16 protein-coding genes are annotated in these 15,192 nt (G+C 68.2%); 8 read left to right on the top strand and 8 right to left on the bottom strand.

The annotated features are described in order from the left end of the window. Positions 1–157: 157 nt before the first annotated feature. Complete coding sequence (locus tag HGB39_RS04545; RefSeq protein ID WP_064080279.1) at positions 158–2,308, top strand: N-acetylmuramoyl-L-alanine amidase; 2,151 nt, start codon at positions 158–160, stop codon at positions 2,306–2,308. A gap of 31 nt (positions 2,309–2,339) precedes the next feature. On the opposite strand, the gene HGB39_RS04540 is transcribed toward HGB39_RS04545, so the two are convergent. Genes HGB39_RS04540 through HGB39_RS04530 form a run of 3 tightly spaced genes read right to left on the bottom strand, consistent with a single transcriptional unit; the run spans position 2,340 to position 4,702 of the window. After that, complete coding sequence (locus HGB39_RS04540) at positions 2,340–3,161, bottom strand: Cof-type HAD-IIB family hydrolase (RefSeq protein WP_005571619.1); 822 nt, start codon at positions 3,159–3,161, stop codon at positions 2,340–2,342. A 44-nt stretch (positions 3,162–3,205) separates the two neighbouring features. Then, positions 3,206–3,937, bottom strand: coding sequence for a lysophospholipid acyltransferase family protein (locus tag HGB39_RS04535; protein WP_005571617.1), 732 nt, complete (start codon positions 3,935–3,937; stop codon positions 3,206–3,208). A gap of 9 nt (positions 3,938–3,946) precedes the next feature. Beyond that, positions 3,947–4,702 carry a lysophospholipid acyltransferase family protein gene (locus HGB39_RS04530; protein ID WP_005260449.1) on the bottom strand — a complete coding sequence of 252 codons (756 nt, stop codon included), beginning with the start codon at positions 4,700–4,702 and terminating at the stop codon, positions 3,947–3,949. An 89-nt stretch (positions 4,703–4,791) separates the two neighbouring features. Here HGB39_RS04530 and HGB39_RS04525 point away from each other — a divergent pair, with 89 nt between their 5' ends. Continuing rightward, positions 4,792–5,619, top strand: a complete 828-nt coding sequence (locus HGB39_RS04525) for a hypothetical protein (RefSeq protein ID WP_054248586.1) — start codon at positions 4,792–4,794, stop codon at positions 5,617–5,619. A gap of 99 nt (positions 5,620–5,718) precedes the next feature. Then, a complete protein-coding gene (locus HGB39_RS04520) occupies positions 5,719–7,266 on the top strand; it encodes a Rieske 2Fe-2S domain-containing protein (protein ID WP_005568843.1) in 1,548 nt (515 codons plus the stop codon). A 52-nt stretch (positions 7,267–7,318) separates the two neighbouring features. Here the strand turns inward: HGB39_RS04520 and HGB39_RS04515 are convergent, their stop codons facing one another. From HGB39_RS04515 to HGB39_RS04495, 5 genes are all read right to left on the bottom strand, one after another. Next, entirely contained in the window at positions 7,319–8,506 is a 1,188-nt protein-coding gene (locus HGB39_RS04515) for an MFS transporter (RefSeq protein ID WP_005568844.1), read from the bottom strand. Positions 8,507–8,609: 103 nt separating this feature from the next. After that, positions 8,610–9,095: a bacterioferritin gene (gene bfr, locus HGB39_RS04510; protein WP_005248856.1), complete on the bottom strand. Its 486-nt coding sequence runs from the start codon at positions 9,093–9,095 to the stop codon at positions 8,610–8,612. Between the two features lie 92 nt (positions 9,096–9,187). Further along, on the bottom strand, positions 9,188–9,367 hold the full coding sequence (locus tag HGB39_RS04505) for a (2Fe-2S)-binding protein (protein WP_005248857.1): 180 nt from the start codon (positions 9,365–9,367) through the stop codon (positions 9,188–9,190). Between the two features lie 90 nt (positions 9,368–9,457). After that, positions 9,458–10,714 (bottom strand): serine--tRNA ligase, encoded by a 1,257-nt coding sequence (gene serS / locus HGB39_RS04500; RefSeq protein ID WP_005260454.1) that lies wholly within the window; start codon positions 10,712–10,714, stop codon positions 9,458–9,460. A gap of 33 nt (positions 10,715–10,747) precedes the next feature. Next, complete coding sequence (locus HGB39_RS04495) at positions 10,748–11,167, bottom strand: ankyrin repeat domain-containing protein (RefSeq protein ID WP_005248859.1); 420 nt, start codon at positions 11,165–11,167, stop codon at positions 10,748–10,750. 81 nt (positions 11,168–11,248) lie between these two features. Here HGB39_RS04495 and HGB39_RS04490 point away from each other — a divergent pair, with 81 nt between their 5' ends. The 5 genes from HGB39_RS04490 (at position 11,249) to HGB39_RS04470 (ending at position 15,191) form a co-directional block, all read left to right on the top strand. Further along, positions 11,249–12,355 carry a septum formation family protein gene (locus HGB39_RS04490; protein ID WP_005260456.1) on the top strand — a complete coding sequence of 369 codons (1,107 nt, stop codon included), beginning with the start codon at positions 11,249–11,251 and terminating at the stop codon, positions 12,353–12,355. A gap of 1 nt (position 12,356) precedes the next feature. Beyond that, complete coding sequence (locus HGB39_RS04485; RefSeq protein WP_005260457.1) at positions 12,357–12,707, top strand: metallopeptidase family protein; 351 nt, start codon at positions 12,357–12,359, stop codon at positions 12,705–12,707. A 150-nt stretch (positions 12,708–12,857) separates the two neighbouring features. Then, on the top strand, positions 12,858–13,163 hold the full coding sequence (locus HGB39_RS04480; protein WP_005568845.1) for a PE domain-containing protein: 306 nt from the start codon (positions 12,858–12,860) through the stop codon (positions 13,161–13,163). 34 nt (positions 13,164–13,197) lie between these two features. Next, positions 13,198–14,400, top strand: coding sequence for a PPE family protein (locus HGB39_RS04475; protein WP_064080277.1), 1,203 nt, complete (start codon positions 13,198–13,200; stop codon positions 14,398–14,400). Further along, a complete protein-coding gene (locus HGB39_RS04470) occupies positions 14,397–15,191 on the top strand; it encodes an ESX secretion-associated protein EspG (RefSeq protein WP_054248859.1) in 795 nt (264 codons plus the stop codon). The genes HGB39_RS04475 and HGB39_RS04470 overlap by 4 nt, the downstream gene beginning before the upstream one ends. Position 15,192 lies beyond the last annotated feature (1 nt).

The following is a 15,192-nucleotide window of genomic DNA, read 5'->3' as shown; positions in this document are numbered from 1 at the left end:
TAAAGTCTCAATGTAAGGTTGAGCGTTATGGACCTGTGTGACTAGTGTGGCAAGAGTGGTTGGAGTTAGCAACAACAGTCTCTTCAGTCACATGAGCATCACGAGTTGCAGACACGCGAGGTCGCTCGCAGGAAACTACAACTGAGGAGAGTCCCCCTTGCCGCACCGTCGACCGAAGCCCTCGATTGTCCTCGGGGCTGTCGCCGCTCTGGCTGTCGCAAGTCCCGTTGCGGTCTACGGCATCAGTAGCGCACCCTCCGACGTCAAATCCACGAACGAAACCTCCAACTCGGCAGTGTCCACCGAGATCGCGCAGGTCGTGCTGTCGCAGATTCCCGACATCGTGATTCCGCTGAAGGAACTGACCGGGCTGAACCTGCCGGACGTCAACATCGGCGACCTCCGGAACCTGAAGATCCCGCCGTACCTCCACATCCCCAGCAACGTGCAGCTCCCGGGCGGAATCCAGATCCCGAACCTGCAGATCCCGCTGAAGCTCCCCGCCCCGGGCGACGTCTCCGACCCCGCGATCCTGCCCCCGGCCGATCAGCAGCCCGGCACGATCGTCAAGGAACTGTCCCGCGACACCCCGTTCAGCATGGTGGCGCTCACCTCCGAGACCCTCGCGTCCGCGGAGTCGAAGGTCCGGGCGCTGCAGGCCGACGGAACGTGGGGACAGTGGGTCTCCCCCGACATGATCGACACGCGTCGCACGGACAAGACGGCGTCGGACGGCAAGGTCGCCACCGAACCCGTCTACGTCGGGCTGACGAAGGCGATCCAGATCCTGACCCCCACCTCGATCCCTGCACCGGCAGGCGCACCCGCGCCCGACGCGGTGCCCGCTCCCGCCCCGGCACCCGCAGCCCCTGCTCCCGCCGCGGACGGGGCCGCACCGCTCGGTTACACCCCTGCCGCCGTCAACACGCCGTTGCGGCAGCAGCCGGCACGCGCGGGCGCCGACGACGTCACGGCCGTGCTCATCGAACCGGGCAGTGGTCCCGGCGACGCGACGCTCGGCGACATCGCGAGCCCCCTCGACAGCGGCGGTCCCAAGGTCATCAGCCGCCAGCAGTGGGGCGCCGACGAGTCCATCCGGTGCCAGGACCCCGATTACGACGACTTCATCGGCGGCGCCACCGTGCACCACACCGCGGGAGCCAACGACTACTCGAAGGCCGAATCGGCCGAGATCGTCCGGGCGATCTACGCGTACCACGCGCAGACGCTCGGCTGGTGCGACATCGGATACAACGCACTGGTCGACAAATACGGCCAGATCTTCGAGGGTCGCGCAGGCGGTCTCGACCGTCCGGTCCAGGGCGCGCACGCCGGCGGGTTCAACGAGAACACCACCGGAGTCGCGATGATGGGCGACTTCTCGTCCGAGGATCCGCCGCAGGTCACCCTCGACGCCGTCGGCAAGTTCCTGGGCTGGAAGCTCGGCAAGGCCGGACTCGACCCACTCGGTGAGACGACGATGTACTCCGAGGGCACCGAATTCACGCCCTACGCGGAGGGTGAGGCCGTCGATCTCCCGGTGATCTTCGCGCACCGCGACGTCGGCAACACGTCCTGCCCCGGAGACGCGGCGTACTCACACATGGACGAGATCCGGCAGATCGCGGCGGCCAACCTCGGCGGCGGCAACGCGTCGCTGGCTTCGGACGCACCCTCGGGTGAGGCTCCGGCGCCGTCCGGCGGTCCCGGCACGGACGCCAGCGCCAGCCTCGGCGCCGGAATCCCCGCCCTGGTCAACGAACTGCTGCGGCTCACCGACCCGTCGCCGGTCGCCCAGAAGTGGGTGGCGGAAGGCGGCGACACCGGCCGGCTCGGCCAGGCCATCACCGGACTGCTGCAGGCCAAGGCCGGTAACTCGGGCGCACAGTTTGCCAACGGCGCCATCTTCACCTCGCCCAACGGCGGTGTGTGGGCGGTCCTCGGACAGATCTTCAAGACGTGGCAGAACCTCGGAGCCGACAACGGCGAACTGGGCCTGCCGACCAGTGACGAGTACCCGATCCCGGGCGGTCTGCGCACCGACTTCGAGAACGGTTCGCTGATCTTCAACGAGATCACCGGCATAGTCACCAAGGTGTTGAAGACCTACAACGACACCTACGCGGAGGCCTACAAGAACGGTGCCCAGGTCGATGCCGCGGCCCCCGTCGCACCGCCCGCGGACCCGGCTCAGGTTCCGCCCGCTCCGGCCGAGCCCGCTCCGGCTCCGGCACCCGAACCGGCTCCCGCACCCGAACCGGCTCCCGCGCCCGCTCCCGTCGAACCGGCACCGGTTCCGGCCGGCTGATCGGGTTTCACCCTCCCGGGCGCTGGTGGTCTCAGGACCACCAGCGCTCGAGTACTTTCGCGACCCCGTCGTCCCAGTTGGTGGCCGTCACCTCGTCGGCGGCGGCCTTGGCGTCGGGGTGCGCGTTCTCGACGGCGACACCCCGGCCCGCGAGGTTCAGCATCGGAATGTCGTTGGGCATGTCACCGAAGGCCACGATGTGCGACGCCGTCACGCCGAGTCGTTCCGCCACCAGCGCGAGACCCGACGCCTTCGTGATTCCCGACGCCGACAGTTCGATCAGCCCGTTGTCGGTGGAGAACGTGACATCGGCCCGGCGACCGATGTGCGGCGCCAGCGCGTCGACCATCGCCTGACTGGACATTTCCGGCACCCGGATCAGCAGCTTCACCGCGGGGGCCGCGACGACCTCGTTCTCGGACATCTCGGTGTTGTCGGGGTTGAGCCAGGCGTGCTGGTAGCCGGGTGAACTCACGAACTGCGGTGTCGCGGCGTCGTGGGCGCTCACCCCGACACGCTCCGCCGCGAGCCCGGCGCCGGGCAGCACGCGGAGCGCGATCTCCGACAGCCACGTGAGGGTGTCGACGTCGAGGGTCGCGGAGCTGAGCACGCGGTCGCTGTCGCTGTCGTAGATGACGGCGCCGTTCGCGCAGACGGCGAGCGGCGCGTAGCCGAGGCCCTCGACCACGGGATGGATCCAGCGCGGGGGCCGGCCGGTGGCCAGCACGAAAGGGGTTCCCGACGCGACCACCGACGCGACGGCGTCGCGGGTGCGGGCACTGATGCGCTCGTCCTCCCCGATCAGGGTGCCGTCGACATCGGACGCTACAAGGCTGGGTCGGTCTGGGCTCACCCAGCTATTCTGCCTGCCGAGTCCGCGGCGCCGCCGGGCGGCCGTTACCGGGCCCGCCGTTCCTCGGCTTCGCGGCGGTCCATCTCGGTGGCCTCCTCGATGGTCGGCGCGCTGCCGCCGAGTCGCCGGGGCACCCAGTACGCTCCCGCCGGATGGTCGAATCCGTCCTGCACCCGGCGCAGGATGGTGTCCATCTCCGTGTGCAGGGTCGCGGTGAGGGCCTCCGCCGGTTCTCGCGGCTCGATCGGCCTGCCGACCTCGACGGTCACCGGGAACCGATGCCGCCCAAGTTGTCTCGGCTGCCCTTTGGTGGCGATCCGATGAGCGCCCCACACGATGACGGGCACGAGCGGCACCCGGGCGTCGATCGCCATGCGCGCCGCACCCGACTTCAGTTCCTTGATCTCGAAGCTCCGGCTGATGGTCGCCTCCGGGTACACACCCACCAATTCGCCCTCGCGCAGCCGGTCCACCGCAGCGAGGTACGCGCCCGCGCCTGCGGTCCGGTCGACCGGGATGACCCCGCACCCGCGCATCAGGAACGCCATCACCGTGTTGTTCGCGAGTTCGGCCTTGGCCATGAGCCGCAGTTTGCGGTCCACCGCACCGACCGCCAGTGCCAGCTGGACGAAGTCCAGGTAGCCGGTGTGATTGACCGCGAGCACCGCACCACCCTCGGTGGGGATGTTGTCCAGGCCGACTCGCGTCATCCTCAATCCCTGGAACAGGGACAACGCCTTGGCCGTCGACTCGACAGCCGTATAGACCGGCTCCACCGCCACCCTCTAGCTACCGGTCTCCCGGGCCCGACGGGACTGCGCCTTCGCCTCGGCGTCGGCGGCGTCCATCTTGTTCGCTTCGTCGAGCGTCGGAGCACTGCCCCCGAGGCGCGCGGGCACCCAGTACTCGCCCGCCGGGTGGTCGTAGCCCTGCTGGAGGTCGGCGAGCATCGTCGTCATCGTGGCGTGCAGCTTTGCGGTCAGCTCGGATGCGGGCTCGAACGGCTGGATCGGCTCGCCGACGGCGATCGAGATGGGAGTGTTCGTGCGGCCCAGCCGCTTCGGGAACCCCTTGGTCCACACCCGCTGCGCGCCCCAGATGACCACCGGGATGATCGGCACATTCGCCTCGATCGCCATGCGCGCGGCACCCGACTTGAAGTCCTTGATCTCGAAGCTCCGGCTGATGGTGGCCTCCGGGTACACACCCACCAATTCGCCGCGGCGCAGGAAGTCGACGGCCGCCTTGTACGAATCCGCGCCGGCGGCCCGGTCGACCGGAATGTGCTTGAGCGCGCGCATGATCGGGCCCGAGATCTTGTTGTCGAACACTTCCTTCTTCGCCATGAAGCGGACGTACCGCTTCACCCGGCGGGCCGGAAGTCCGGCGTAGGTGAAGTCCATGTAGCCGGTGTGATTGATCGCGATCACCGCCCCACCCGTCGACGGAATGTGCTGATCGCCCTTGACCGTGAACTTCAGGCCCTCGAGGGCGAATACGGTGCGGGCGATGCCGATGACGGTTCGGTAGACGGGTTCCACAATCGGCTAGCGTAGCCGGGTATCCGCGATCTGGCCCCCCGTCGGGGACGGACTTTCGGTGGGGAGTCGAGAGAAAGGGCGCGCTGGAGATGGCTGGCAGGGGCAGGAGGGCGCTCATCGCGCCGGTCGTCGCGGTGATCCTCGGCGCGGGGGTGGCGTGCGATTCGCAGTCCGGCATCCCGACGGAGGAACCGCCCGCCGATACCGTTTCCGCGCCCACATCCGCCGCCGGGCCCACGACCACCACGCCGCCTGCCCCGGTGCCGCAGGTGATCGTCGGCGACGTACCCGGCAACCCCGCAGCGGTCGACGCCGTCCGCGCCTGGGCCACCGACCTGGTCACCCGACCCGACACCGTCCCCGCGAAATGCTGGACGCTGCCGCCCGCCCAGGCCGCCGACCAGTACGCCGACACGTCCGCGATCCTCGGGGCCCTCGCGCAACCCGGCGTCGACGGACAGTTCGCGGTGTCGTGGACCGGCGGCGGCACCACGGTGTCCGTCAAACGCAGCGAGATCGCGTCCGGCTACGCCTGCCCACACGTCCACCCCGCCGGGACCGTCGACTTCTACACCCCCGCCGACGCCGAGTACGCCGTCACCCGATTCCTGTCTCGGGAGTCGGGCGCGCCGGTGAACAGGGCAGACACCGAGACCGCCTACCCGCTGATCTGCCCCGGCTTCAGCCCCTGGGACCCGTCCGGCACGGGCACCGGTGGCAGGCCGCCGCTCCAGCTCGACCCCGACGTCCTCGCCGGGACGACGGCGTTCGCCGCCGACGCGATGACCGCCACGCCGGTCCGCGGCGACTACCTGGAAGTGTCCGTTCCCGTTACCGACGTGTCCGGTGTGACGAACACCAGGCAGCTCACGCTGTCCATCGGCCCCGACGGCTACTGCCTGGGCGAAGTGACCTGACCGCACGTGAGTGGCATGGTGTGCTGGAGCGCGCATTGCCACTCACCTGGGGGGACCGCCTACTCTGGAACAGTCGCTCAGCTCCCAGGAGGCATACCAGTGCAGGTCACCAGCGTCGGACACGCCGGATTCCACATCCAGACCGAGGCAGGCTCGATCCTGTGCGACCCCTGGGTGAACCCCGCGTACTTCGGGTCCTGGTTCCCGTTCCCGGACAACACCCAGCTCGACTGGGACGCCCTGGGCAACTGCGACTACCTGTACGTGTCGCACCTGCACAAGGATCATTTCGACCCGGAGAACCTGAGCAAGCACGTCAACAAGGACGCGACGGTGCTGCTCCCCGACTACCCGGTGCCGGACCTCAAGCGTGAACTCGAGGCGCTGGGCTTCCACAAGTTCTTCGAGACCGAGGATTCCGTCAAGCACAAGGTCACCGGCCCCAAGGGCGACCTCGACGTCATGATCATCGCGCTGCGCGCCCCCGCGGACGGTCCGATCGGCGACTCGGGTCTCGTGGTGTCCGACGGCGAGACCACGTGTTTCAACATGAACGACGCACGACCCGTCGACATGGACGTCCTGCACGACGAGTTCGGCAAGATCGACATCCATCTGCTGCAGTACTCGGGCGCCATCTGGTACCCGATGGTCTACGACATCCCCACCAAGACGAAGGCCAACTTCGGCAAGCAGAAGCGTCAGCGCGGCATGGACCGCTGCCGCAGCTACATCGAGCAGGTCGCGGCCACGTGGGTGGTGCCGTCCGCCGGACCGCCGGTGTTCCTCGACGACGCCCTGCGCTACCTGAACGACGACCGGGGTGACGAGGGCAACATCTTCCCCGACCAGATCACGTTCCTCGAGCAGATGCGGATCCACGGCAACGACGGCGGCATCCTGATGATCCCGGGGTCCACCGCGGATCTGAAGGGCGGCGAGCTGACGCTTACGCACCCGATCCCGGACGCCGAGGTCGACAAGATCTTCTCCGACAAGGCCGCCTACATCGAGGACATGGCGAAGCGCATGGCGCCGGTCCTCGCCGCCGAGAAGGCCACGTGGGCCCCCGCCGAGGGCGAGCCGCTGCTGGAGGCGCTCAAGGCGAAGTTCGAGCCGATCATGAAGCAGTCCGACCTGATCTGCGACGGCATCGGCTACCCCGTCGGCCTGGTGATGGGCGACGAGACCGTCGTCCTCGACTTCCCTCAGCGCACCGTCCGTCCGCGCGGCGAGAAGGACGGCAAATACCGCTACGGCTTCCGCATCGCCCCCGAATTGGTGCGCACGGTGCTGCGCGACGACGAGCCCGACTGGGTGAACACCATCTTCCTGTCCACCCGCTTCGAGGCGTGGCGCGTCGGCGGATACAACGAATTCCTCTACACGTTCTTCAAGTGCCTCACCGACGAGCGCATCGCGTACGCCGACGGCTGGTTCGCCGAGGCCCATGACGACTCCGCGTCGATCGAACTCGGCGGGTACGAGATCCAGCGTCGGTGCCCGCACCTGAAGGCCGACCTGTCGAAGTTCGGCGTCGTCGACGGCACCAACCTCACCTGCAACCTGCACGGTTGGCAGTGGGACCTCGAGTCGGGCCGCTGCAAGACGTCCAAGGGACACGAACTGCGGTCCACCAAGCTCTGACCCCGGCGGGCGAACGTACCCTTCGGCGCATCTGAGGCGTCGAAGGGTGCGTTCACCCGGCAGTGGGGGCGTCGGTGCGGACCGGCGGCAGCCACCGACGCACCAGGACCGCCGACAGCAGCACGGGAACGGCCAGTGCCGCGACGAGCGTCGTGACCGACAGCCACAGGGACCCGACGGCCACGCCCGCGTAGATCAGCACCGCGGCCAACCCACCGAACAGTCCCGCCACCGACGTGACGGTGGCGCGTGCGGGACCGGTGATCGCATCCTGTACGCGCGCTTCCGACACGATCATCGCGTTGCCGAGGATGCCGTAGCCGACGCCGAGCGCGAGGAATCCGGGGACACCGCCGAGCAGCGCTCCCCCGCCGAGCAGGATCGCGGCGACGGCAACGGCCCGCCCCATCGTCACGGCACGCATCGACGCCGTGCGTCCGGCGAGGGCTGTGCCGACCACCTGACCGCTCACCGTGATCGCGACGAGCAGCGGTACGGACGCCGTCGCTGTGCCACCGTCGCGGGCGAGGAGCCCGAAGTACTCGTCGAACGCCAGGAACGCGATCAGCACCGCCGAGAGCAGCACTCCGCGCCGGACCACCGCCTCCCGCGTCACCTCGCCGAGGCCGGCACGCAGCATCGCGGCGTACCGGGCCGCGAGTCCCCGGCGTTCGTCCGCGACGTCGAGGGTCTCGTCGGCCTCCTCGACCTTGGGTGCCGCGGGCAGCAACAGGGCGAAGCCCCCGTGGACCACGGTCGCACCGACGCTGACCCATCCGACCAACGGATATCCGCCGAGGACGTAGAGCGGCGCCGCCGTCAGGGTCGCGAGAAGGTTGCACACCATGGCGCCGGAGTTGGCGAAGCCGAGCAACCTCGCGAAGTCACCGGCGGCGCCTCGCGCCACGAGTTCGTCGTACAGCAACGCCTCGAACGTGCCCGACTGGATGGCGCCGCTGATGCCCCACAACACGAATCCGGCCGCGAATCCCGCGTACGACGGCACGAGGATCCACCCGCTGAATCCGGCCGTGTACAGCACGGACGCGAACACCAGGAGGCCACGTCGAGACACGGTGTCGGCCCACGCGCCGGACGGCACCTCGGCGACGAAGGACACGACCGACCAGATGACGAACAGGGACGAGATCTGACCGACGCTCAGTCCGTGGTCGGCGAACAGCAGGTCGTACAGACCGTAGAGCGGGATGGGGTCGCGCGTGGACACGTAGCCGACCACGCGGACGGCGAGAGAACGCTGCGAACTGGGTCAAGGCTGGTCGGCGGGATATCTCACGCGCCCAGTTTCGCACTCCCCGCCGGGGGTGTCACCCCGTTTTCGACTATCCGACGGTCGGCGGCTGATCGACGAGCTGGGCCATGTAGAGCTGGTCGCCCATCTTGTCCATCAGTTCGATCTGCGTCTCCAGATAGTCGATGTGATCCTCTTCTTCCTCGAGGATCGTCTCGAGCAGTTTCGCCGACGTGGCATCGCCCTTGTCGCGGCACATCTGGATTCCCGGACGCAGGCGCTCGACGACCTCGACTTCGATGGAGAGGTCGGAATGGAACTGCTCGCGTAGGTCCTGTCCGATGCGCAGCGGCAGCAGCTTCTGATAGTTCGGAAGCGCCTCGAGGAACAGGATCCGGTCGGTGAGGATCTCGGCGTGATTCATCTCCTCGATGGACTCCGCCCGAGTCTTGTCCGCCAGTTTGGTGAAGCCCCAATTGGCTTGCATCTTGGAGTGCAGAAAGTACTGGTTGATCGCAGTCAGCTCACTGGTCAACTGTTCGTTGAGAAGAGCAATTACTTCGTCGTCGCCGCGCATGACTTCTCCGTTCGCCCCGGTTGAGGCGAACGTACCACCGGCAATATCCCGCGATGTAGAGAATCGCGGGATTCAGTTGTGCTGCGGTTTCGTTACGCGGCCACGCTGTCGGCGGCCGACCGCTCCAGAATCTCCTTCAACCGATCGACGCAGGTTCCGCATCCCCATCCGGCGCCGCAACGCTCACCGATGGCATCCGCACTGTCAGCTCCGGCAGCACAGTGCTCATGCACTTCGTCTTCCGTCACTGCCTTGCAGATGCACACGAACATGTGGAGCTCCTTACCAACTCGATTAGGTAAGGGTTACATCATTTCGGCGTTCGCGCAAGGGTAGCCTTCCCAAAAGCCCTGCGCCTGCGTTCATGGCTTCAGGACATCCGTCCCGACAAACGGCACGAGCGCCTCGGGCACCCGCACCGTGCCGTCGGACTGCTGGTGGTTCTCCAGGATGGCGACGATCCACCGGGTGGTGGCGAGGGTGCCGTTGAGGGTCGCGGCCGTCTGCGGCTTCCCGTTCTCGTCGCGGTACCGGACACCGAGACGACGCGCCTGGAACGTCGTGCAGTTGGACGTCGAGGTGAGCTCGCGATATGCCTGCTGCGTGGGCACCCAGGCCTCGCAGTCGAACTTGCGGGCGGCCGACGACCCCAGGTCGCCACCGGCCACGTCGATCACGCGGTAGGGCACGTCGATGGCGGCGAGCATGTCGCGCTCCCACCCGAGCAGGCGCTGGTGCTCCGCGTCGGCGTCCTCGGGCTTGCAGTAGGTGAACATCTCCACCTTGTCGAACTGGTGGACCCGGATGATGCCGCGGGTGTCCTTGCCGTAGCTGCCGGCCTCGCGGCGGAAGCACGTCGACCAGCCGGCGTACCGCTTGGGGCCGTCGGCGAGGTCGAGGATCTCGCCCGAGTGGTACCCGGCCAACGGGACCTCGGACGTGCCGACGAGGTACAGGTCGTCGTCGGCGAGGTGATAGATCTCGTCCGCGTGGGCGCCGAGGAACCCGGTTCCCGCCATGATCTCCGGTCGCACCAGCACCGGCGGGATCATCATCTGGAAGCCGTTGGCCATCGCTTTCTGCGCGGCCAGCTGCAGCATTCCCAGCTGCAGCATCGCGCCGAAGCCGGTGAGGAAGTAGAAGCGGGCACCGGAGACCTTCGCGCCGCGCTCCATGTCGATCAGCCCCAGCGACTCACCCAGCTCGAGGTGGTCCTTGGGTTCGAAGTCGAACGTGGGAATCTCGCCGACCGTCTCGAGGGTGACGAAGTCGTCCTCGCCGCCCGCGGGGGCGCCCTCCTGGACGACGTTGGAGATCGCCCGGTGCGCGGCGTCGAGCGCGGCCTGCGCCTCGTGCTGCTCGGCCTCGGCCTGCTTGACCTTGGCCGCGAGTTCCTTGGAGCCCTCGAGCAACGCCGGACGCTCCTCCGGGGACGCCTGCCCGACCTTCTTGCCGAACGCTTTCTGCTCGGCACGCAGATTGTCGCCGGCGAGAACGGCGGCGCGCCGGGACGCGTCGGCCTCGAGCAACGCGTCGACCAGGGCGGGATCTTCGCCACGGGTGCGCTGCGACTCGCGGACGGCGTCGGGGTTCTCGCGGAGGAACTTCAGGTCAATCACGGCTTCAAACCCTACCGGGCGCCGCGGAGCGGCTCACTCCGGTTTCGGTTCCAGCAGGCTCAGAAGGTCCTCGCGGCCGAACATGCGGGCAGCGTCGACGGCGGTCGGGTGGCCGGCCGTGGCGTCGGCACCACCGGCGACGAGGGTCCGCACCACGGCGTCCTCACCCTTGAACAGCGCCCCTGCCAGCGGGGACTGTCCCTTGTCGTTGAGCCGGTCGACGTCGGCGCCGCGGTCGATCAGGACCTGAACGGCCACGGCGTGACCGTGGTAGGCGGCCAGCATCACCAGAGTGTCGCCGTTCTGATTGGCCAGGTTCACCGGGACGCCCGCATCGAGGTACGTGGCCAAGGACACGGCGTCGCCGGATCGTGCCGTGTCGAACACACGCCCGGCGAGCTCTTGCAGTTCAGGATCCACCGGCTCGGCGGAGTGCTGAGGATCGTCACTCATGGTCGTCGAAGTTACGCCAGGTTCCAGCCGATTGCGGGAGTTGTTCTGCTTCCACGAGTGGAACAGGCATTATGGAAATCGATGTCCTCAGATCAGTCGAACGGCGCCGACCCCCAGCCGAAGAATGCCGGGCAACCGGAGAAGGCTCCCCGCAGCATGTCCGCGACCACGACGCGTCGCGCGCTCGCGGCCGTCGCGGCAGGTGCCGTGGTGGCGGCGATCGCCACGTTCGCGATCGCAGGCGGTTTCAACCGCAGCGAGAACCTCCCCGCGCACTCCGCCGGTTCCGGACCGCAGGCGACGGGTTCGGTGGACGGCGACGCGTTCGCTTCGGCGGCGGCAGGCGACTGCCTCGACTGGACGCCGTCGAACGATCCGCAGGAAGACCGGAAGGACGTCGCGAAGGTCGACTGCTCGGAGGAACACCGGTTCGAGGTGGCGGCACCGCTGGACCTCAGCGTGTATCCGGGTGCCGAGTTCGGTCCGGGTTCGCGTTACCCGGGTGCGCTGCGGTTCGCCGCGCTGCGCGACGAACACTGTGTGCCCGCCGTCGACTCCTACCTCGGCGCGAAGTTCGATCCGTACGGCAAGTTCAGCGTGGGTCTCATGTTCCCCAGCGAGTCCGGTTGGGCGGCGGGCGAGCGCACTCTGCGGTGCGGCCTTCAATTCTCCAGCACCGCAGGGACGTTGCTGCCGTTCACCGGCAAGGTGGCCGAGCAGGACCAATCCAACATCTGGGATCCGGGCACCTGCATCGGCATCAACCAGAACGTGCCCACCGATCCCGTCGACTGCGCGCAACCCCACGCCTTCGAAGTGATCTCCGTCGTCGACCTGGCCACCCAGTTCCCTTCCTCGATGCCGGCCGTCGAAGACCAGGACAAGTATCTCGAAGGCGTGTGCACGCAGGCCGCCAACGAGTACCTCGGTTCCGCCGACGCGCTGCGCAACAAGACGCTCACGCTGTTCTGGGACAACCTGGAACTCGACAGTTGGCTCGCGGGCAGCAGGCGGGTGAACTGCTCGGTGGGCAAGGAGACCGACGCCGGCGGCTTCTCGACCATCACCGGTTCGGCGAAGGGCGAGATCCTCATCAACGGCGCGGCGCCCGTACCGCCGCCGCCGGTCCCGGAGGGTAGGTCGATTCCGACACCGCTTCCCGGCGCAGCGCCGGTCCCCGGGAACTGATGTGGCGGTGAGCATGACGCCCGACCGATTCGAGGAATTGGTGGGCGACGCACTCGATCTGATCCCACCCCAGCTCGCGTCCGCGATCGACAACGTCGTCGTCCTCGTCGACGACCGCAACGACGAGGACCCGTATCTTCTGGGCCTCTACCACGGGATCGCGTTGACGGAACGGGACAGCCATTACGGCGGATCGCTGCCCGATACGATTACCGTCTACCGCGACGCCCTCCTCGAAATTTGCAGTTCGGAGGAGGAAGTCGTCCACGAGGTGGCCGTCACCGTGATACACGAGGTTGCGCACTACTTCGGGATAGAAGAAGATCGCTTGCACGAGCTCGGCTGGGGATGAACGGTTTTCCCGAGAAGAAATTTCTCGGGATCGGGGGGAACCGAAGAGCGCGTTGCAGCGTCCAAGTGTGTAGGGACAGCTGCACATGCAGTTCGTTTGCCGGGGGGCAACTGCCTTCCGCCTGCCTAGGTCAAGAAGGAGTTCGACGCAATGCCAGCTCTGCACGTCGCACCTGAAGCTCTTGTCGCCGCCGCCCTGGAACTCGACGCGCTCGCCGCGCGTCTCGAGACCGCGGTCGCTCTCAACTCCGCGGCCATCCGCGTGCTTCCCTCCGGGAGCGAAGAGGTCTCGCTGCACGCGGCTGGTTACTTCAATACCGTCGCCAACACGTTCACTCCTGCTGTCGCCCAGGGCATTCTCGAGATGCGCGAGACCGCGAACACACTCCGCACCCAGGCCGCGTTGTATGTCGCCGAGGACCTCGCGCTCGGCGCGTCGCTCGCTGCGGGCATGTGACGGCCGGCGCCTCGAGACCACCAGGAGATCAGATATGACCATGGGACTGACAGGTGTCATCTGGTTGCCCCGAGGGGCAACCGTCAACTCGACCACCCTCGCCGCCGGCGCGGGTCCGGTGCCGCTCAGCGTGGCGAGCGCGGCGTGGACGGCGCTGTCCACGAGCTTCGTCGACGCCAACCTCACACTCGTCCGCGTGATGGCCGAACTCGCGGCCGGCTGGCAGGGAGTGTCCGCGGTCGCGGCGCTCGCCAAGATCACGCCGTTCACGGTGTGGACGGCGGAATGTGCCGAACTCGCCGCGGACACCGCAGCGAAGGCCGGGCTCGAAGCGGGCGCCTACACCACCGCCGCGCTCATCATGCCCAGCATCCCCGAGATCGTCGCAGTGAAAACCGCGAAGGCCACCGCGTACACGACGGGTGGGGCGCTCAACGGCACCGCCGCGGCCGCCGAAGCCGCGGACCGCGCGATGGACATTCGCGCCGGGCTCGTGATGGAGGGATACGAGGCCGCGTCGAACATCCTGGCACTCAAACGCACGTACAGGCAGCCCCCTCGTATCGTCACGAAGGCCGATTCGAAGGAGGTCGGGACCTTCGACGAAATCCCGTCCGACGGTGAATTCGATCCGACGCGTGCCGCCGCTGCCGCACTGATGGCCGCCGGCCAGAACCCGGCCGTCACCACGGCCGCGTCGCAGGTCGGGAGCATCGCGGGCACCACCGTCTCGACCGCCACGTCGGCCGCGAGCAACATCGGTGGCGCGGCATTGTCCGCGGTCACCGGTGGCGGCGTCACCCCGATGGTGGGCGGTGCGCCGATGATGTCCGGCGGCGCGTACGGCGGCGGCTCTGCCTCGACCAGCGCGGCGGCAGCCCGCACCTCGGTCGGTGCGATCGGTGCGGGCACCGCAGGCGGGGCGACCCTGCCCGAGGGCTGGGGCAAGACGGACGGCGGCCAGGGCGCACGGCCCGGCGCACCGGCAACCGCACCCGGCGGGGTGATCGGAGACGTTCGCGCCGACGTGAACCCGGCTGCGGCGGCGCGCGGCGCCACCGGCAGCGGACCGATGACGGTCGGACGTGGAGCGGGCGCCGCCGGGGCGGGTTCACAGGACGAGGACGAACGGGAGACCCCCGACTACCTGAAGAACTTCGAGCACTTCTCCGACGGACGCACCGTCATTCCGTCGGTCATCGGCGCGAACCCCGACCACCGGGAGTCCGGACGGTGATCGACCTGGGCACCCAGCCGGGCGTACCGACCCTCCCGGCGGTGACCCTGAGCCTCGACGAAATGGATTATCTCGTCGACACGCTCGCACTCGACGTGCTGCCGGTGGTGCTCGACGCCACCCCGCGGTACGACACGTACGACGCCAGGGACGCAGCGTTCCGCGGCGCCGTCGACACCCTCACCGCCCGGGACCTGCTCCCGGGCGGTGGGGTTCACCCCGAACTCGCCGACCGGCTACGGGTTCTCGCCCGGCCTCTGTGGGAGATCGCCCTGCGCTGGTACGTCGACGGCAGCATCTCCAGACTGTGCATCTCCCAGGGCGATGCCCTCTCGGTGCTGGCCCTGCGCGCCGGCGACACGTACGTCGTCCAGGATGCGGGCGCCGACATCTTCGCCCCCGTGATCGGAGCGCTGGGGGCCGCAGAGCCGATGAACGTCGGCGTCGTCAACGCACCCACGGTCCAGCTCGGCGAAGCCTTCGATCAGGGCGGGGACGGCAAGACGCTCGCCGCCACCCTCACCGCACTCGGGGTGAGCGCGGTCGACGCGACCGTCCTCGGCAACGCGATGGCCGGCTGCACCACCTACGCCGAGATCGTCGGAATCGTCTACGGCGACGGACGATACGACCCCGTGGGCGGGCCTGTCACAGTCTTCGACACGTCGGCGGGACGCATCGTCGGCACGTCCAGTGTCTCCGCGCACGGGGCGGGGTGGTCGTCGCTCAGTCCCGGCACCCCGCAGCGCCTGCGGCAGGCGCTGGAGTCGCTGGCCGACCGGCTCCGCTGAC

The organism is Rhodococcus opacus (assembly GCF_012396235.1).
Taxonomy (GTDB): Bacteria; Actinomycetota; Actinomycetes; order Mycobacteriales; family Mycobacteriaceae; genus Rhodococcus_F; species Rhodococcus_F opacus.
Note: the sequence above shows the minus strand (reverse complement) of the source record. Positions and strands in the feature narration are given on the sequence as shown.